Source organism: Aquimarina sp. MAR_2010_214, from assembly GCF_002846555.1.
Classification (GTDB): Bacteria; Bacteroidota; Bacteroidia; order Flavobacteriales; family Flavobacteriaceae; genus Aquimarina.
Genome location: NZ_PJMS01000001.1, coordinates 282,147 through 300,676, shown reverse-complemented (window position 1 = coordinate 300,676; position 18,530 = coordinate 282,147). Strand labels below are relative to the sequence as shown.

Annotated in this window: 24 protein-coding genes; 7 read left to right on the top strand and 17 right to left on the bottom strand. The window is 33.0% G+C overall.

The window, feature by feature from the left end; genetic code table 11:
* Positions 1-256: 256 nt before the first annotated feature.
* From ATE84_RS01325 to ATE84_RS01300, 6 genes are all read left to right on the top strand, one after another.
* Positions 257-679: a hypothetical protein gene (locus tag ATE84_RS01325; RefSeq protein ID WP_101445163.1), complete on the top strand. Its 423-nt coding sequence runs from the start codon at positions 257-259 to the stop codon at positions 677-679.
* Positions 680-779: 100 nt separating this feature from the next.
* Positions 780-1,223, top strand: a complete 444-nt coding sequence (locus ATE84_RS01320) for an Hsp20/alpha crystallin family protein (RefSeq protein WP_101445162.1) — start codon at positions 780-782, stop codon at positions 1,221-1,223.
* Between the two features lie 92 nt (positions 1,224-1,315).
* Positions 1,316-1,759 (top strand): hypothetical protein, encoded by a 444-nt coding sequence (locus ATE84_RS01315; protein ID WP_101445160.1) that lies wholly within the window; start codon positions 1,316-1,318, stop codon positions 1,757-1,759.
* Positions 1,756-2,280 (top strand): hypothetical protein, encoded by a 525-nt coding sequence (locus ATE84_RS01310; RefSeq protein ID WP_101445159.1) that lies wholly within the window; start codon positions 1,756-1,758, stop codon positions 2,278-2,280. The genes ATE84_RS01315 and ATE84_RS01310 overlap by 4 nt, the downstream gene beginning before the upstream one ends.
* Positions 2,281-2,319: 39 nt before the next feature.
* On the top strand, positions 2,320-2,985 hold the full coding sequence (locus ATE84_RS01305) for a hypothetical protein (RefSeq protein WP_101445157.1): 666 nt from the start codon (positions 2,320-2,322) through the stop codon (positions 2,983-2,985).
* The gene (locus tag ATE84_RS01300) at positions 2,966-3,970 is read left to right on the top strand and encodes a 2-hydroxyacid dehydrogenase (protein ID WP_101445156.1); all 1,005 of its coding nucleotides are present in this window, start codon (positions 2,966-2,968) and stop codon (positions 3,968-3,970) included. The genes ATE84_RS01305 and ATE84_RS01300 overlap by 20 nt, the downstream gene beginning before the upstream one ends.
* On the opposite strand, the gene ATE84_RS01295 is transcribed toward ATE84_RS01300, so the two are convergent.
* From ATE84_RS01295 to ATE84_RS01215, 17 genes are all read right to left on the bottom strand, one after another.
* A complete protein-coding gene (locus ATE84_RS01295; protein WP_101445154.1) occupies positions 3,959-4,372 on the bottom strand; it encodes a DUF6691 family protein in 414 nt (137 codons plus the stop codon). The two genes, ATE84_RS01300 and ATE84_RS01295, sit on opposite strands and share 12 nt — an antisense overlap.
* A 4-nt stretch (positions 4,373-4,376) precedes the next feature.
* Positions 4,377-4,934 carry a YeeE/YedE family protein gene (locus ATE84_RS01290; protein ID WP_101445152.1) on the bottom strand — a complete coding sequence of 186 codons (558 nt, stop codon included), beginning with the start codon at positions 4,932-4,934 and terminating at the stop codon, positions 4,377-4,379.
* Between the two features lie 58 nt (positions 4,935-4,992).
* Positions 4,993-5,628, bottom strand: coding sequence for a trans-aconitate 2-methyltransferase (locus ATE84_RS01285; protein WP_101445151.1), 636 nt, complete (start codon positions 5,626-5,628; stop codon positions 4,993-4,995).
* Between the two features lie 26 nt (positions 5,629-5,654).
* Positions 5,655-7,067, bottom strand: a complete 1,413-nt coding sequence (locus ATE84_RS01280; protein WP_101445149.1) for a rhodanese-like domain-containing protein — start codon at positions 7,065-7,067, stop codon at positions 5,655-5,657.
* 148 nt (positions 7,068-7,215) lie between these two features.
* The gene (locus tag ATE84_RS01275; RefSeq protein WP_101445148.1) at positions 7,216-7,848 is read right to left on the bottom strand and encodes a Crp/Fnr family transcriptional regulator; all 633 of its coding nucleotides are present in this window, start codon (positions 7,846-7,848) and stop codon (positions 7,216-7,218) included.
* Positions 7,841-8,623 carry a patatin-like phospholipase family protein gene (locus tag ATE84_RS01270; protein ID WP_101445146.1) on the bottom strand — a complete coding sequence of 261 codons (783 nt, stop codon included), beginning with the start codon at positions 8,621-8,623 and terminating at the stop codon, positions 7,841-7,843. The genes ATE84_RS01275 and ATE84_RS01270 overlap by 8 nt, the downstream gene beginning before the upstream one ends.
* Before the next feature lie 12 nt (positions 8,624-8,635).
* Positions 8,636-10,057, bottom strand: coding sequence for a cardiolipin synthase (cls, locus tag ATE84_RS01265; RefSeq protein WP_101445145.1), 1,422 nt, complete (start codon positions 10,055-10,057; stop codon positions 8,636-8,638).
* Positions 10,058-10,080: 23 nt separating this feature from the next.
* Positions 10,081-10,920, bottom strand: coding sequence for a universal stress protein (locus ATE84_RS01260; protein ID WP_101445143.1), 840 nt, complete (start codon positions 10,918-10,920; stop codon positions 10,081-10,083).
* Between the two features lie 96 nt (positions 10,921-11,016).
* Positions 11,017-12,021: a GTP 3',8-cyclase MoaA gene (gene moaA / locus ATE84_RS01255; protein ID WP_101445142.1), complete on the bottom strand. Its 1,005-nt coding sequence runs from the start codon at positions 12,019-12,021 to the stop codon at positions 11,017-11,019.
* Positions 12,014-12,925: a bifunctional molybdenum cofactor biosynthesis protein MoaC/MoaB gene (moaCB, locus tag ATE84_RS01250; protein WP_101445140.1), complete on the bottom strand. Its 912-nt coding sequence runs from the start codon at positions 12,923-12,925 to the stop codon at positions 12,014-12,016. Before moaCB ends, moaA begins: the two co-directional genes overlap by 8 nt.
* A gap of 32 nt (positions 12,926-12,957) precedes the next feature.
* Positions 12,958-13,401: a molybdenum cofactor biosynthesis protein MoaE gene (locus ATE84_RS01245; protein ID WP_101445138.1), complete on the bottom strand. Its 444-nt coding sequence runs from the start codon at positions 13,399-13,401 to the stop codon at positions 12,958-12,960.
* A gap of 2 nt (positions 13,402-13,403) precedes the next feature.
* Positions 13,404-14,507: a HesA/MoeB/ThiF family protein gene (moeB, locus tag ATE84_RS01240; protein WP_101445137.1), complete on the bottom strand. Its 1,104-nt coding sequence runs from the start codon at positions 14,505-14,507 to the stop codon at positions 13,404-13,406.
* A 23-nt stretch (positions 14,508-14,530) separates the two neighbouring features.
* The gene (locus ATE84_RS01235) at positions 14,531-14,767 is read right to left on the bottom strand and encodes a MoaD/ThiS family protein (RefSeq protein WP_101445135.1); all 237 of its coding nucleotides are present in this window, start codon (positions 14,765-14,767) and stop codon (positions 14,531-14,533) included.
* Entirely contained in the window at positions 14,751-15,335 is a 585-nt protein-coding gene (locus ATE84_RS01230) for a molybdenum cofactor guanylyltransferase (RefSeq protein WP_101445134.1), read from the bottom strand. Before ATE84_RS01230 ends, ATE84_RS01235 begins: the two co-directional genes overlap by 17 nt.
* Before the next feature lie 17 nt (positions 15,336-15,352).
* On the bottom strand, positions 15,353-15,688 hold the full coding sequence (locus tag ATE84_RS01225; RefSeq protein ID WP_101445132.1) for a winged helix-turn-helix domain-containing protein: 336 nt from the start codon (positions 15,686-15,688) through the stop codon (positions 15,353-15,355).
* A gap of 186 nt (positions 15,689-15,874) precedes the next feature.
* Complete coding sequence (gene glp, locus ATE84_RS01220; RefSeq protein WP_101445131.1) at positions 15,875-17,050, bottom strand: gephyrin-like molybdotransferase Glp; 1,176 nt, start codon at positions 17,048-17,050, stop codon at positions 15,875-15,877.
* A 420-nt stretch (positions 17,051-17,470) separates the two neighbouring features.
* On the bottom strand, positions 17,471-18,019 hold the full coding sequence (locus ATE84_RS01215) for a hypothetical protein (RefSeq protein ID WP_143273543.1): 549 nt from the start codon (positions 18,017-18,019) through the stop codon (positions 17,471-17,473).
* 339 nt (positions 18,020-18,358) lie between these two features.
* Here ATE84_RS01215 and ATE84_RS25970 point away from each other — a divergent pair, with 339 nt between their 5' ends.
* Positions 18,359-18,508: a hypothetical protein gene (locus ATE84_RS25970; protein WP_158237151.1), complete on the top strand. Its 150-nt coding sequence runs from the start codon at positions 18,359-18,361 to the stop codon at positions 18,506-18,508.
* Positions 18,509-18,530: the final 22 nt, after the last annotated feature.

Sequence of the window (18,530 nt, the reverse complement as noted above, 5' to 3'; positions counted from 1 at the left end):
CCCAAACGAACTGTAATCTAATGCAAAATATTTTATAAATGCTAGGTCGAGCCCGATCTAGATCTAGTTATTATAGATGTTCTTACTATGTGTGATCTCTAGACTTTGCCTGCCTTGAGCGAAGTTAAAAGACTCGAGGAGATATTACTTCATTTTGTAAATTTTCCTTTGTTAAAACTCACAAAACCTGATAATTATCACTTTTTAATTGCAAAAGATTAGATATCTTTTTAGTAAGTTTTAAAACTTAGAAATAATGATGACAGCAACCAATAACTCTCCAGAAAAAGAAATAAAAGAAATACATTTTGATATTTTAAAATGGAAATCAAGTCTTCGATTTATAGAAGGTGAAATACATTTCATTAATCAATTATTAAATTCTTATATATTCGAACCTACAACTCCAAACCTCTTTGAGAGAATACAGGAATTTAAGCAGCAAATCGTAGCTATTGAAGAAAAAACAAAAAATATAAATGATGAGATAAGAAAACACGAAAGTGAATTGGGTGGTATGCTAGAATGTGATACTATTTCTTGTGATAATTTTTATTATAAAAACCACACACTGGTAAAGGGAGAGTTTGATGATTTCTATAGAAATTTTAATACACTAAAATCCGAAGTTTTTCTTTATGCAGGAGGAGTTTTAAGAAAGAATAAAAAACAAAGTTAAATCCAAGTTAAAATACTGTCAAACTGATAATTATCATTTTGATATACCTGTTATCAACTTAACTTTAGTATAATAATAACTCTAAATAAACCTTAACATTATGTCATTAATTAAATTTAACAAAAACAGATTTCCTTGGATCAATGATCGGGTTTCTACCTGGTTAGATACAGATGATTTTTTTGCAGATGATTTTTTTGTAAGAGACAAAAAACTCCCTGCCATGAATGTTAAAGAAAACAAGGATGATTTTGAAATTGAACTCGCAGTACCTGGTTTTTCAAAAAAGGATATTGAAGTAACTATGGAAGACGATGTATTACACATTTGTGCTCAAAAAAGTAAAGAAGAAGTAGAAGAGGATGAAGGGTATACACGTAGAGAATTTAGTTATAATGAGTTCGATAGAAAATTACAATTACCTACTAGCGTAAACCAGAATGAAAAGGTTAAAGCTACATACAAAAACGGGGTCCTCACCCTTAATCTTCTGAAAAAGGAAGAAGCAAAAGAACAACCCAAAAAGGTAATTGAAATAGATTAATCTATACAAGAAAGACAGAGAAGAGATTTAGGAGATTATTCTCTGTCTTTTTTTATCTAGGAAGAATGACGTGAAATAATTATTAATAAATCATGAAAGCAAAGCAACCAAATATAAAATATGTAGAATGGCGAAGTCCAGAGGAATTGCATGAGATTTCTCTAAGTTGGGTATCAGAACTTAAATTTATCAAAGATGAACAGCATTTTTTAGATGAACTTATTGAAAACCACACATTACAACTAATTTCAAAAAAGACTTTTGAAAAGAGTAAGCAAATAATTCAAGAACTGTCACTTTGCAGAAAAAATATTGATCCATTATTAAAGAAGATTATTAATCACCATAATGAGCTTACCATATTGTTAGATGGAATTGATCAGCCTATCAAAGAAAAACAATATAAAGAAGATCATTGGGGGTTAACCATAGAAGTGAGTACGTACTTCAATAATTATAAAGAAATAAAAAGGAAGATTTTTGATTTGATAAAAGCCATAATAAAACAAGGCAAACAAAAACGCTTATTAAATTGATTAAAAGTAAATATAAATCGATCAAACGTATCCTGAAGATTATAATCCTTTTTGGATTATTACTCTTTGCCGGATTTTGGGTATGGTATGAATATACATATTCTATGGATACTGTAATACCTTTTGAGGTTAATGATTCTAGTCTGAAAACTAAAGTTTTGATAGCCTCGCAAGGAAGTAAATTTAAAGATTCATTAGTTCAAGGAATACTAAAACATTACCAAAATGATGCTATTCATTTTAAAGTAATAGATGCATATACCATGTTTACTGTTAATATTGATAAGTGGGATGCTTTGGTTATCATTAATTCATGGGAGTACGGGAGTCCGCCAAGAAACGTAAAAAACTTTATTAAAAACCACCCAGATCAATTAGATAAACTCATTATCTTATCTACAGTAGGAAGTAGTAATATTGCCTTAAAAGATATTGATGTAATATCTGGTGAATCTATTATTGAAAAAACACCAGAATATACCAATATTGTGGTGGATCGACTAAACAAAATAATAAAGTAATAACACACAATAAATTTTAATAACCTATATCAAGAAAGTATGAACAAGATATATATATACCTTATAATTGTTAGCGGATTACTGTTCAGTTGTACATCTAGTGAATTGGTAGAAAACTGGAAAAACCCAGATATCGATACATTTGAAGCACAAAAAGTTTTGGTCATTGGAATTACCCCAGATGAAAGTGCACGAAAAGTATTTGAAAAGAAACTGACTAATGAATTGAAGAAAAGTGGAGTGAGTGCTGTAAGAAGTTTGGATTATTTTAAAAGCTCTTTTACGACTTCTCCAAAGTCTGAAAAAGAAATGATGGCTCTAGAGTCCCAGCTTATAGAAAACGGTTTTGATGCAATTCTATTATCAAAGGTATTAGGAGTTGAAGATAAAGTTTCTGTTGTAAAAGCATACAGAAACCTTGATAAAACATTTGACAGTTTTAGAGATGACTATTATGAAAATCAGGATATTTATTATGATGAAGATTATTATGAGGAATATCAAATTTTTCATGCAGAATCCTCGCTCTATTGTATCTGTCCTGATAAAGAAAGAGAATTAATTTGGAAAGGATCAATAGATATCACCGAACCCGAAAATACTAAAAAAGCAATAAGCGATTATGTTAAAGTACTGGTATGGGCACTAAAAGGACAGCAATTATTAATCATTGAAGAACTCACTAATGAAGATATTGATATATAGTGCTAAGGACTTTGAAATCCCCTTTCTGGAAAAAGCAAATAATGAAGAGCATCAAGTCAAATACATACCAGAACGACTTACTCCAAAAACTGCTGCACTGGCATTAGGTTTTGATGCAATATCTATTTTTTCTGCAGATAACGGATCTTCTATGGTTTTAGAAAGATTGAAAGATTTTGGTGTAAAATATATAGCACTTCGTTCAACGGGATATGACAATGTAAACATTAATACAGCTAAAAAATTAGGGATAAAAGTAGCTAATACAGCAGGATATTCTCCGCAAACTATAGCCGAGCATGCGATTGCATTATTGTTAGCACTTAATCGTAAACTTATTTCCTCAAATCATCAGGTTAGTAATTATAATTTTTCATTGAGTAATCTTGTAGGTTTAGATATCAATAAAAAGACTGTTGGTATTATCGGAACTGGTAGAATAGGAAAAGCAATTGCCAGAATAATGCACGGATTTAATTGCGAGATTATAGGTAACGATATAAATGAAGACAAAGAGCTAGAACACGAGTATAAGGTAACATATACAGATTTAGAACATTTATGTAAGCAATCTGATATTATTTTTTTAAGCGCACCACTCAATTCACAAACACATCATCTCATAGATAAGGATCGTATTAAACATATGAAAAAAGAAGTGATACTTATCAATATTGCTCGGGGTGCATTAGTCCATACACAAGATCTATTGCAAGCTTTAGTATCAAAAAGAATAGCGGGATATGGGACAGATGTTTACGAACATGAAAGTGGTATCTTTTTTTACGATCATTCTGAAAATAAACCTGAAGATAAAATCTTACAGCAACTTATCGATTTACCAACTGTTTTTCTTACTCCACATCAAGCTTTTGCTACCAAAGAAGCACTTACTATTCTTGCAGAGATAACATTTTATAATATCAATTGTTGGCAACAAAATGAGTCAGGTAAAAATGAATTAACTCTAGAATTAGTGAGGTAATTTATTTTTGACTATTCCATATAGTAAAGTACCCAGAATTGCAGAGATAAGTACAATTAAAATGGGAAGGTAACCGGCTCCTAAAAGTACAAACATTGGTCCAGGGCAAGCTCCAGCAAGAGCCCAACCTAATCCAAATAAGGTTCCTCCAAATATATACTTGATGAAACTTCTTTCTTTAGGAACAAAAATTATAGGATCGCCATAAAAAGACTTTATTTTAAACCTTTTTATAACTTGGGTTATTATAAGGCCTAACCCTACGGCAGAGCCAATAATTCCGTACATATGAAAGGATCTAAACTGAAACATTTCATAGATTCTAAACCAAGAAGCTGCTTCCGATTTGAATAAAACAATTCCGAAGAAAATTCCAATACCTAAATATATAATTGAGCGCATATGTTTAAAAAATTAAAGGAAAAATAAAATGTATCATGGTAAGTCCACCAATGAAAAAACCGATCACCGCAATAAGAGAAGGGATTTGTAAATTACTTAATCCCGAGATTGCATGCCCCGAGGTACATCCACCTGCATATCGAGCTCCGAAACCTACTAATATTCCTCCGATTATTAGTAAAAAGAGTATTTTAGGATCTGATAAAACTTCGTTAGAAAATAATGCATCTGGCATATATCCCTTTCCTGCACTATTAAAACCTTTAGACTGAAGATCAGATACTACTTTTGGATTAAGAGATACAGAATTATCTGTTGTTAAAAAAGTATTTGCGATAAATCCTCCTATAATTACGCCAAGTACAACAATAAGGTTCCATCGTTGAGCTTTCCAGTCAAATTTGAAAAAATCTGATGTCTTTCCTGCACCACAGATAGTACATATCGTTCTGAGATTGGATGACATCCCAAATCTTTTTCCAACCATTAGCAATAAAAAGAGTACTAATGCGATTAGCGGTCCAGATACATACCATGGCCAGGGGTTATAAATCCAATTCATTTATATTATTTTTTTAGACAAAGTAATTAAATAGAAAAAGAGTTTTCTGTAACTAATGTTACATTAACGTCGTTTTTCCTTTTTTGAATATACAGAAAATAAAATTTTGAAGAGTATCAAATGGTGTCTTATGATCTATATATGTGCATTTCACCTTTTCAAAAGAGTTTTTTACTAAGTTATTCATTGATGTCTCAGAATATTGAGTGATATCAATTTTGCTACATTTTTTTGGACCATTTTCTGAAAAAGTTCCCATTATTAAAAAACCATTCGGTTGTATACCATACTCTAAAGAGTTCATATAATGATTGATTTCTTTTTTATCGTTTAAAAAATGAAATGCAGCACGATCATGCCATATGTCATATTTTTCTGTAGGCATAAAATTAGCAATATCTGCTACTATCCATATAACATTTCGAGCAAGATTTCCTAGTCGTTCTTTTGCTTTATTTATTGCTGTTTCAGAGATGTCAAGTACAGTAATATTAGTATACCCTAAATCCAATAAATGATCTGCTAAAAGACTGTTTCCACCACCAACATCAATTATTTTTGAAGTTTTAGGAAGTTCTAATTGTGTAATAAGATCTATAGAAGTTAAAGGTGTTTTCTGAAACCAGCTAACATCCTTTAACTCTTTAGTATTATAAATAGTTTCCCAGTGTTTTTTTCTATCAAAATCTTTCATAATAAGTATTCTTGACAGCGCACTTTTTATTTTAAAGTGCTAGGGCATACATAATCAGTTGTCTCAATACCTACTTCTTTAATATCCTTAAAACCACCGGCTACATCTATAAGGTTATGAATACCACGACTTTTTAATATTGAGGCTGCAATTACAGAACGATATCCTCCGGCACAATGTACATAAAAAGTTTTATCAGTAGGGAATTCTGCCAGATAATCATTAATAAAATCCAAAGGTGTATTATGAGCTTTATCTACATGTTCTGCTGTAAATTCACTTTCTTTACGCACATCAAAAACAGGGATTTCTTCATTTGCCATAGTATTTTTAAATTCTGAAGCAGAGATTGAAGTTAAGGTGTCATAGTCTTTACTTGCTTTTTTCCAGGCTTCAAAACCACCTTCGAGGTATCCCAGAGTATTGTCGAATCCTACTCTTGATAGTCGTGTAATTGTTTCTTCTACTCTTCCTTCTGGTGTTACCAACAAAATGGGTTGTTGCACATCGGCAATTAAAGCACCAACCCAAGGTGCAAAACCACCATCGATGCCAATAAATATAGAGCGAGGGATGTGTCCTTTTACATATTCACTCTGGTATCTTACATCAAGAACTATTGCGCCGGTTTCATTGGCAAAAGCTTCAAATTCTTCTGGAGAAAAAGGCCTTGTTCCTTTTTGAATTACCTCATCAATATCGGTATAGCCTTCTTTATTCATTTTCACATTAAGTGGAAAATATAATGGAGGCGGAAGTAAACCATCAGTAACTTCTTTTACAAATTCTTCTTTGGTCATATCTACTCTAAGCGCATAATTCATTTTCTTTTGATTTCCCAAAGTATCAACCGTCTCTTTCATCATATTTTTACCACAGGCAGAACCGGCACCGTGCGCAGGATATACAATCACATCATCTGCCAGAGGCATAATTTTGTTACGTAAACTATCATAAAGTGTTTCTGCCAACTCTTCTTGAGTCATATCTGCTGCTTTTTGAGCAAGATCAGGGCGACCGACATCACCAAGAAACAAAGTATCACCACTAAAAATAGCATGATCTTTACCAGTTGCATCCTTAAGAAGATAGGTTGTACTCTCCATAGTGTGTCCTGGAGTATGTAGCGCAATTATTGTAATTTCTCCTAATCGAAACTCTTGTCCATCCTCAGCAATTGTAGCTTCAAAAGATGGATTAGCACTAGGCCCATAAATGATCTTGGCTCCGGTTTCCTTGGCTAGAGTTACGTGTCCACTTACAAAATCTGCATGAAAATGAGTTTCAAAAATATATTTGATTTTTGCATTATCTTCATTCGCTGTTTCTATATATGATTTTATTTCTCTTAGAGGGTCTATAATCGCTACTTCTCCGTTACTTTCTATATAATAAGCTCCTTGAGCGAGACATCCGGTATATATTTGCTCTATCTTCATATATTGTATTTTTAAGCTTTTCTCAATTTTAGGGAGAAAGCTATCTATTTATTAATTAGTGTTCAAAAATAAGGCAATTATCATTGCAATACAGTAACAATTGTTACAAAGCTAGTACGACTTGATTTTTTGCTTAGATAGCGTTATTTTAAACTGATACAACTTCTACATTGTTTCTGTTTAGTTTAACAATACCTTCTTTTTCAAGTTTTTTGAGCAATCTTGAGATTACTACTCGTGAAGTATGCAGATCATATGCGATTTGCTGATGCGTAGTATTGATAATTTTGGTATGGCTGATTTTGGTTTTATCTCTTAGATATTTTAACAATCGATCATCCATTTTTAGAAAAGCAATACTGTCTATAGTCTCAATGGTTTCTATCAGTCGTTTATGATAACTATTAAAAATAAAATTCCTCCAGGACTTATACTTGGTTGTCCATTCTTCCATTTTTTCAATAGGAATCATTACCAGTTTAGCATCTGTTTCTGCAATAGCTTTAATTTCGCTTTTATGATATCCCAGACAACAAGATAATGTCATGGCACAAGTATCCCCTTGTTCTAAAAAATATAATAACAATTCGTCGCCATCACTATCTCCCCTAAGTATCTTTATGGCTCCACTAATAATCAAAGGCATGAATTTAATATAGCTTCCGGGTTTAATAAGTTCAAACCCTTCAGGAATTTCTTTAAACGTTCCTACCTGATTAATTTCTTCAAGTAATTCATCTTCAAAAAGGTGACCGTACTTATTTTTTATTTCTTTAATCATTCTTCCTGTTTTTTAAAAATGATTCTAATTGTAATTTTGCTTCCTGATATCCCAGATCATATACTTTGTCTAAACTACTACTGCTAAAGATACCATGATTAACCAGTTTTTTTGGTTGCACTATAATGTCACAGAGATTAAATTTAGCTTCGGCATTTGGCATAGCTCTAAGATAATATGCTCGTTGCATAACATTGTAGGAATGTTTAAAATCGGTGATTTTTGGTTTTTTAATTGGGGATACATCTACACCAATAATTAGATCACAATGTTTTTTGAGTGGAGATACAGGGAAATTATCCAGAATACCTCCATCGGCATATAGTTCATTGTCGATTGTTACTGGAGTAAAAACACCCGGAAATGCAGCAGAAGCTAATAAAGGTTTAATCAATTCTCCTGTATTAAACACTTGTGTTGTTCCTTCTATAAGATTAGTCGCTGTAACAAATAGTTTTTTGTTCAAGGATTCGAAAGAATTTTCTGGAAAATAAGTAAGCAGATCATCATAAAATTTTTCAGAATCTAAGAATCCGGCTTTTTTTCTAGAGAACCGATTAAACTTGAATAGCGATGTTTTTGTAAAAAAGTTTTTTATTTCCTCGGTAGAATATCCCCCGGCATATAAAGATCCTACAATGGCTCCTGCACTTGTTCCCGAAACAAAATCAGCAGTCATTCCGGCTTCTTCCAGAGCATGTATCACACCAATATGTGCAATACCTTTAAACCCTCCTCCAGAGAGGACTAATCCTATTTTTTTTGATGTTTTCATTTCACAATAAATTTACAAAACCGGACTAAAGATTTTTGCAAAACCTTCTTTTAATTTTTCAATCCAGGGACGTTGTATAAATGTATTAAAATCTAATTGTTTACTGTTTTTAATATCGTTTAAAAAATCATCTCTTAATTCTATCGCAAAGTTATCATCATAGATGACCGCATTCACCTCATAGTTTTGTTCAAAACTTCTAACATCGAGATTAGTTGTCCCTACAGAGGATATGGTATTGTCGGCTACAATGGTTTTACTGTGTAAAAACCCTTCTGAGAATAGGTATATCTTTACCCCAGCCTGTAGCAGGTCTTCAAAATAAGATCGAATACACCATTTGACTATAACATTATCTGATTTTTCTGAAAGTAATACGCTTACATCAACTCCGCTCATTGATGCCACTTTTAGTGCGTCCAGAATGGATTCTCCAGGAATGATATAAGGATTCGTGATATAGATATAGTCTTTAGCTTCATTGATTATCGAGAAATACATCTGTTGGGTTGCCGAAAAGTCAGAGTCTGGCCCGCTATGTACAATTTGAACTGTAGATCCTTCTATTTTTTCATATCTATGAAAATATGATGTTTCCAAGATTTCATCATTAATACTAATCATATACCAATCCATTGCAAAAATAGCCTGGAGGCTATGAACAACAGGGCCTTTGAGTTGTAAATGCATATCATGCCAAACTCCTAGATTAGCATCGCCTTTTACGTATTTATCAGATACATTGATGCCCCCTGTAAATGCAACTTTGCCGTCTATTACAATGATTTTACGATGGTTTCTATAGTTTATCGAGGATAAAAACTTACCAAATTTTATAGGTAAGAATTTGTGGATTTCAACTCCGATATTTTGAAGCTTCTTAATGTATTTTTTACTTAAAGACATACTACCTATACCATCATACAATACACGTATTTTTACTCCGTTTTTTACTTTTTTTTGAAAAAGATCAAATAGATCAGAGGTTAATTTGCCTTCTTCAAAAATGTAATATTCTAAATGGATAAAATGCTCTGCGCGTTCTAAAGCGTCAAATATAGCCTGAAAAGTAGCTTCGCCATTTTTAAGCAATTTCACGTCATTTCCTGTACAGGGAGCAAAGTGAGAGTTTTTAGTAATTAAAGAAATGATTTTGTGGTGTTCTGCATGTTCTTCTTTTGTTATTGAGGAATATTGATTTAGTGCTTTTGTAATGTATGAAGTTACTTTTGGGGTGTGTTTTAGTCTAAATAATTTGTTTTTTCTACGATTTCTACCAAGCATTAAGTACAAAAAGATACCACCAACAGGAATAGTGAAAATAGTAAGGAGCCAAGCCAGTGTTTTTGTAGGACGCATTCCGTTTAAAAGCAATCGAATGACAATAAAAAATCCTAGTAAGATATAAAGCGTTGTAGCAATATATAATAACATATATTGTATGAGTTTTATAAGATTTATTGACTATGCATAATCAAAAGAGGTACTCTTGTTCCATAACTTATTTTAGAAGTCTCAGATCCCTTAAAAAACCGATCTAAAAATGTTTCTCTTTTGATAAACATAGCGGTCATATCAACATCCATGATTTGTACAAAACTGTTTATAGCCAAAGCAGTAGGCACATTGATAATAGAATGAAAGGTATGATTTATTTCTTTAAAAAACTTCTTCATATGCTTTTTATCATCAAAATCGGCTACAGTAATAGTATCATCCTCTTTAATTTTAAGAACTCGTAAAGAAGATTTATGTTTTATGATAGTATCCATTAAAGGTTCGATACCTTCTGTATTAAAATGATCCCAGTAATCTATAGCATATAAAATAGTTTTTGGGACTTTAAATTTACATCCTTGGGGGATTGCGACCAAAGGGCAATCTATTTTACGAATTACATTAAGTGTATTACTTCCAAACACAACTTCTGATGCACCTGTAGCACCATTTGTTCCCATAATGATTATATCGATATTCTTTGATTTTACGGCTTGACGTATAGCATCAGTAAAAACATCATAATCAGTAATTGTATTAAATGTATAATTTTCGTTAGAATACTGGTCGGTTAGTTCTTCGACCATTTGGTTTAGCTTCTTTTTAACATCGCTGATCACTGACTGGTGGATTGTTGTATTAGCTGGGGCAGCCATCAAATCATCTGTAGTATAATGAGATGCTTTTTGTACATTTAAGAGGTGAAAAGTACAGAGCTCGTTTTTGAAAAATTCTAGAGCATAATGTATAGCGTTTCGAGCATTGTCTGAAAAGTCAGTAGGGAGAAGGATATTTTTCATGTGTAAAAAATTTATATTCTTAAAAGTAAACTAGATAACATAGAGTTACTATGATATCCGTCATGATGTTAATCTATTGTGTTTATTCAGAATAAATTAGCCTCCAATAGCAATCATACTACGATTATTTGTATGCATATCTGATCGGCTAAATTTATCCAGTGTATCCATCCCGTTACGTACTTTAAATTTTGTTTGTACTGCTTTTTGAATGATAGGAGTTATTGGTTTTCCCGCTCTTAGGCTGGTCAAAAGATCTGATTCTTTTGAAGAGAATAAACAGTTCTTAATCTGCCCGTTTGCAGTTAGACGTATTCTGTTGCATCCATCACAAAATGGATTAGTCACAGAGCTTATGATAGCAAAAGTGCCTTGATACCCTTTTATTTGATAGCTTTTTGTAGTGTCATTAGGAGCGTCTTTGAGTTTTATAACCTCATCCTCTTTAAAATTAGAATGTACTTTAGAGAGAACCTCCTGTAAAGAAACCAGTTTATTCATATTCCATTGATTTCCATCAAAGGGCATAAACTCAATAAATCGAACATGTACGGGTAGGTTTTTACTCAAATTAATAAAATCAATGACTTCATTATCATTAAAATCTTTCATCAAAACACAATTCACTTTTACTTGAAAACCTTCTTTAACCAATAAAATGATATTCTGATATACTTTTTCGAAGTATGATCTACGGGTAATTTCTTTATTTTTTTGGGTATCCAGAGAATCCAGGCTAACATTAAGGGTTTTAATACCACATTTTTTGAAGTGATCTATGAATTTATCTACAATCACACCATTGGTGGTTAATGTTAATTGAACAGGAAGTGAGGAGAGTTTTTCTATAATAAGAGCCGCATCTTTGCGTATCAAAGGTTCTCCTCCTGTTAATCGAATTTTGGTAACTCCCATACTTACAAATTCTTTGGCGATAGTATAAATCTCCTCATAGGTCATAAGGTGATCTTTGGGAGATAATTGAATACCATCTGCTGGCATACAGTAAGTACATCGAAGATTACATCGCTCTGTGAGTGAAATACGCAAGTAATTGTGTTTTCTGCCAAAGGTATCGGTAAGTAGGTTTGATTTAGTCATGTCTCGCTCCTTTTAAAATTCTAAATACATGTAGTACTTCAGGAAAAATAGCATCCATAGATTCTTTTGCTCCGTTAGTAGATCCTGGTAATGCCAATACAAGGGTATTTTTAATTGTTCCTGCTACGCTTCTAGATAACATAGAGTAGGGCATACGATCTTGTCCATATTTACGTACGGCCTCTTCGATACCAGGGATGGTTCGATCTAAAAGTGGTTTTAATGCATCTGGGGTAACATCTCGTTTAGAGAGGCCGGTGCCTCCGGTATAAATAATGAGATCCGCTCCTTGCTGTTGATACTGTTTTGCATTTTCCTGTATGATTTCAGTTTCATCGGGGATGATTACATAATCTAAAATATCAACGTCGCATTTTTCTAATTTAGCGATGATGGCTTTACCAGCTTTATCTTCTTTCTTACCTTCAGAAATAGTATCAGAACAAACAATAACCGCAGCTTTAAGATCTCTTCTAAATTTATCCTTATAATCAGATTTCCCCCCTTTTTTATTGAGCAATTTGATATGATGAATTTCGACACCTTTATCAATAGGTTTCAGCATATCATACATATTTAGAGCAACAACACTTGCTCCGTGCATTGCTTCTACCTCTACACCAGTTTTATAAATTGTTTTTATAGTAACCAAAACGGTAATTTCTAGCCCTTCAATGGTATACTCAATTCCAGTATATTCTATAGGTAATGGGTGGCAATCAGGCAGTAAATCCGGAGTTTTTTTCACACCAAGTAATCCTGCAGCTTTACTCATTGCAAATACGTCCCCCTTGGGAACGGTGCCTTGTTCTATAGCCTCTATGGTTTCTGGTTTACTAACCTTTACAATTGCTTGAGCTGTTGCAATTCTTAATGTAGATGTTTTATGAGTGATGTCTACCATATTTTTTTAAATAATAAGTTTCAAAAACAGGACTAACTATTCTGTTTCCATTGATGCGTTTGATCTTCAAAAATCTCTTTTCCAAAAACGGGAACATCTGCTTTAATAGCTTCAACCACATATTCTAGGGCTTTAAAAACTACTTTTCTTCTTGGGGAAGACACAAACACAAAAAGACAAATCTCCCCGGCATTTACGGTTCCTAAACTGTGATAAATATGCATACAGGTAAGGTCAAATTTTTCAAAAGTGGCTTCTCGTATATCGTTAAATTTTTGATTCGCCATTTCCTCATAAGTAGTATAGTCAATAGCCGTAACTGTCTTGCCATCAATTTCATCTGCGCGAACCTGTCCCAAAAAAATGTTATGAGCTCCTATACTGGTTTTAGTTTGATGTTTTGCAATAGATGTTCCTATAAATTCTGACGAAATAGCACCTTGCACAAATACATTTTTTGGTTTCTTTTTTTCCATAGTTATTTTTTTAGACCTATTAGATCTGGAATAATTTCATATAAAGCTATAGCCCCTCCTTCTATATGAGATACATTTTTGAATCCATTCTGAAGTAAAATCTCTAAAGCTTTTTTGCTTCGAATACCAGATTGACAAAAGACTATCGTTTCTTTTTCTTTAGAAATGATATCTAATTCTTGTTCGAGAATACCTAGTGGGATATAAATAGGGTTCAAACTTTCAATTTTTGGTTGTTCATGAGGCTCACGAACATCTATAAATTGTGCGTTTTTTACTAAAAAAGCTTCTTTGGCAGTGATTTCTGAAATTTGCTTCACACCACAAAAAAGGTCATAATCATTAGTTTCGAAACGATTTGCAGAATGGAGTACTTTGGATACTTCTACCGCAACTCGATTAATGGTGAAAAATGAGAATTGTGTCGTTAGGCAATTGTACATTAATAATTTTCCGTTAAGTACATCACCCAGATCTAGAATGATTTTAAGAACCTCGTTGGCTTGCATACTCCCAATAATACCTGGTAATACTCCCAGAACACCTATCTCTGAACAAGAAGGAACACTTCCTGCTTTTGGAGGCTCGGGGAATAAGCATCGATAAGAAGGACCGTTTTGATAATTAAATACAGATACTTGCCCTTCATATTTAAAAATAGCACCATATACCAAAGGTTTACCTGTGATAATACAGGCATCATTAACTAGATATCGGGTAGAGAAATTGTCGGTTCCATCAACGATAATATCATATTCAGAAAAAAGAGATATGGCATTTTTGGGAGTTAGTTTTTCTGTATATGTATTAATAGTTAGTGTAGAGTTAAGGTCTGTAAGACGCTGTTTTGCTGCTACAGCCTTATTTGTTCCCAGAGAACTAGTGCCATACAAAATCTGGCGATGTAAGTTGGAGATATCTACGGTATCATAATCAACAATACCAATTGTACCTACACCAGCAGCAGTAAGATATTGTAATACAGGGCAACCTAGTCCACCTGCTCCAATAACTAATACTTTAGAAGTGTTTAGTTTTTCCTGACCAGCAGTGCCGATTTCGGGCAAAATGATTTGTCTATGATATCTGGAATGAATAGAATTCATTAGCTATGTTTTGAATATTTAAATTACCCACCAGCGAATGGCGGCAGCAAAGCTACTTCTACTTCTGAGTTAATAATATGACTTTGGTCAACTAATTGTTGGTCAATAGCCACTTTGAAATCAGTAGTATCTAATTTCGGATATTGGTTTTTTAGCTTTTTTACTAATTGAGAAACCGAACAAACCTCAGTTTGCAGGTATTCTTCATTAATTGTTGTGGCCTCGGCCAACATACCAAAATATTTAATAGTCAATTGCATTTGTAATTGTTTTTAAATCCTCAACGGTATTTATATTGGTTACCAAAACGCGTTCTTTTTCAAGTACTGTAATGGTTTTTGTTTTTACTGCGGAAACGAGTTTACGTAAACGTCGCTCTCCATTAGCAAGTAATTTCTGGCATTGATATGCACATCGTTTTTTATATAATGCGATTAATGGAATACTTTTTCCTTCGGCTTCAAATTGAACGATATCATAATCTTCTTTTTTATAATACAGTAGTTTTTTTAAAAATTCAGTCGTAATTAATGGAGCATCACAGCTTACGACCAAATTATAATCTGTTTTACTGTGCATTAATCCAGAATGTAACCCTGCCAACGGCCCAGATTCGGCTATGATATCTTCAACTCTATCCACCCCAAAAACGTCATAATCAGAATTACTACTAACGATAATTATTGTATTGACTAACGGTTGTAATGCATCAATACTATGTTGAATAAAAGGTTTGCCGTCGAGTAGAATCAATCCTTTTTCTCTTCCCATTCGAGAACTCTTTCCTCCGGCAAGAATAATTCCTGTTATATTTTTTGGGTCATTCATATGAATTTTAAAAATAATTATAGCGAGATTTGTTTTAGTTCTTTATCCAAAAATTCCCAGCATTTTTGATTAATGTTCTCAAAGGTTTCTATTACTTTCTCACCATATGGAGTAAGATTAGCACCACCGCCACCTTTACCACCGGTAGAAGTAATTACCAGAGGTTCTTTGGTAGATTTGTTCATACTATCTAATAAGTTCCAAGCCTTTTTATATGACATTTCTAAAGCACTGGCTGCTTTGCTTAATGAGCCTGTTTGTGCGATTGCTTTTAATAATTTTACTCTTCCCTCACCCAGAAAAACACCATGCTCAGATTCTATCCAAATTCTACTCTTTATTATGTAATCCATATTAAAACCGTTAGGTTTTCAAAGATACAACGATTTTTTTAGAGATGTTTTTCTTTTGGAAGATTTTAATACAATTAAAAAAGTTTAAACGAGTTCAATACTACAAAACAAATAATCCAGACCGGATCTCACAAGTTTTTAAAACCTGTGAGATCCGGTCTTAAAAATCTTATATGCTCACCAACTCTATGGCAAATTAATTACTTGTACCATATCACCAATATTAACTTCTGTTACATCTTCGGGAAGATAAACCAGAGCATTGGCCAGAGCAAAAGATCGTAACATAGAAGATGCCTGCCCATCTAGGATAGTTACTTTTTCCTCTTCAGTATATGCTTTTAAAAACTCAGCTCTTTGGCCTTTTTTTACATATTTGAGATTAGAAATAGCAGTAGTTCGTCTTAAACTGTAGTCTTCATATCCTGATATTTTAAGCAATGCAGGCAGTACATAGATATAGAAACAACTTAGTGAAGAAGCAGGGTTACCGGGTAATGCAAATATGGTTGTGCCTTGTTTTTTGGCGAAGTAGAGTGGCTTTCCTGGTTTTTGCTTTACTTTATAAAAAACCTCTTCTACATCTAATGCTCTTAATGCCTTACCTACAAAATCGTAATCTCCAACAGATATTCCGCCAGAAATTAAAACGACATCATAATGTGCTATTGTATTTTCTAAAAGAGAAAGGGTGATGTCATATTCGTCTTCTACTTTAAAATAAGAAATATCAGTACAACCTATTTTATTAAGAGCCATTGATAACATGATAGAATTACTCTCATAGATTTGTCCATATTTAAGGGTTTGCCCTGGTGGTACTAATTCATTTCCTGTAGCGATGATTGCTACAGCGGGTTTTTGATACACATTTACATGGGTGATTCCCAAAGATGCAAGATATCCTATACCGGCAGCAGTGATTGTAGTTCCTTCAGAGAGTGCAACATCTTCTTTCTTTATTTGCTCACCAAGAGGACGAATATTAGCATTAGGTGATACAACTTCTTGTAATACTACCTGATTATCATGTATTTCTATTTTTTCTTGCATGATAACAGCCTTTGCTCCTGATGGCACAGGGGCGCCCGTAAAAATTCTAATCGCTTTACCTTGTTCGAGATTAGGATCAGTATCATCCCCGGCTTTTACTTCGCCGATGAGGTCAAATTTTCTCTCTTCGGTAGATCCCAAAGCATATCCATCCATTGCAGATTGTCTAAAAGGGGGCATATTGATAGGAGACATAACATCTTTTGCCAGTACATATCCCAATGCTTTTGATATAGATGTTGTAGTGATAACATCTGTTTTTTTGATGTTATTATTGATGAGTTCCAGGGCTTTTTCTACAGCTATCATAAAGTAATTTCGTTATGTACACAAAGATACAGCGAAATTTTATTTTCCCGGTATATTGGTCAACAGTTTTTTAACTTTAAGTATATGTCTATCTGTTTAAGTATTTCGACAGTATCTGTGTTGAATTTGTAGAAGTGTTCAGGATGACAAAGAATAACGGATGTTTATCATTAAAAAGACCTCATAGGAATACTGAACTTGATTCAGTATTCCTATGAGGTCTTATACTTAGGGTTGAGTTTATCCTATTCCTTGAATAAACTCTGTTAAAAAATGCTAGTCTGGGCCTTGTCAATGATTATAAATCATGTTTTTCCAATTACATTTTGACAGACACGCTATGACTACACTGGTTATTGTTGAATTGTTGGACTTATACTGAACTTGATTCAGCACAAGTTTAATGATTTTTGTATCCTATTATAAAGATACGATAGTTGTAATCCTAAGAGTAGGATTGATCTGAGAGATAATTGTAATACTCTTATCTGTTTTTTCAATCACTTTGGTCTCAGGAATAATATCTACGACCTGATTTTCATTCTTAAGATAGTAGGCATTTTCATTTTTTTGAAATGATTTAAGTAATGTCTCTTCATTTTCTGTATTTGATTTTAAATAAATAGATAACGGACGCTGTTTAAAATCAATAAGCCAGGCAATCAATTCTAAGTTCGCGGGCGTGGTTGATTTTGTTTCTCCTGTTAAAAAATTGATGATAGGTTTAAATTTATCGCCATTAATACGATCAATAGCATATGATTTATTTTCTCCTTCTTCAAATTGAAAAAAACGATTTAAAATACCTTCATCATACTTTCCTTTTCTACGATTAAATAACCATAGGCAAGCTTCTTTAATTTGTTTGCGGGTAGGTTCGAGAAGGTAGCTACTCATCTCACCGCCTTTTTCTTGTTTGTACTTTTCTAAGATTGCATTCATGTAGGTCTTACTTGTTTTTGTCTTCATAGGTATTTGGGTTATTAAGGAATCTTTAGGATTTCAATGGAATCTTTGGAATCCTTGGAATTGTTTACAGGAATAGACTTGGGGTCTATATAAATTCGCTTCAACAATTAGTTCCAGTTTCATTTTGCTAACATAGTAAATGTATTGATTTAGTTGTTACGGAAATCCGTAGTGCGATGGTAAAAGCTCAAAAGGAAAGTGGCTAAACACTACCGCGTCGGATTTCAACTTTCCGAAAAAAACAAGGGAAAATTCCCTCACTATTTGATTGCTATCCCAAATCCCTGGTGTAAAACCAGACGGCAATCCCCATGTTAAATCTTAAAAAAATTAAATATTATGAGAACTTTTTTATACCTACTTATGACCCTATTTATCACTGCAAACCTTGCATCTTGTACTGCAGATAATATTAACGATACAGAAGATATCTCTGCCGAGACAGTTGCTACAGGTGATGGAACTGTTGATGCTGAAGATGAAGGCTAAAATAAATCTATTAAATAATAAT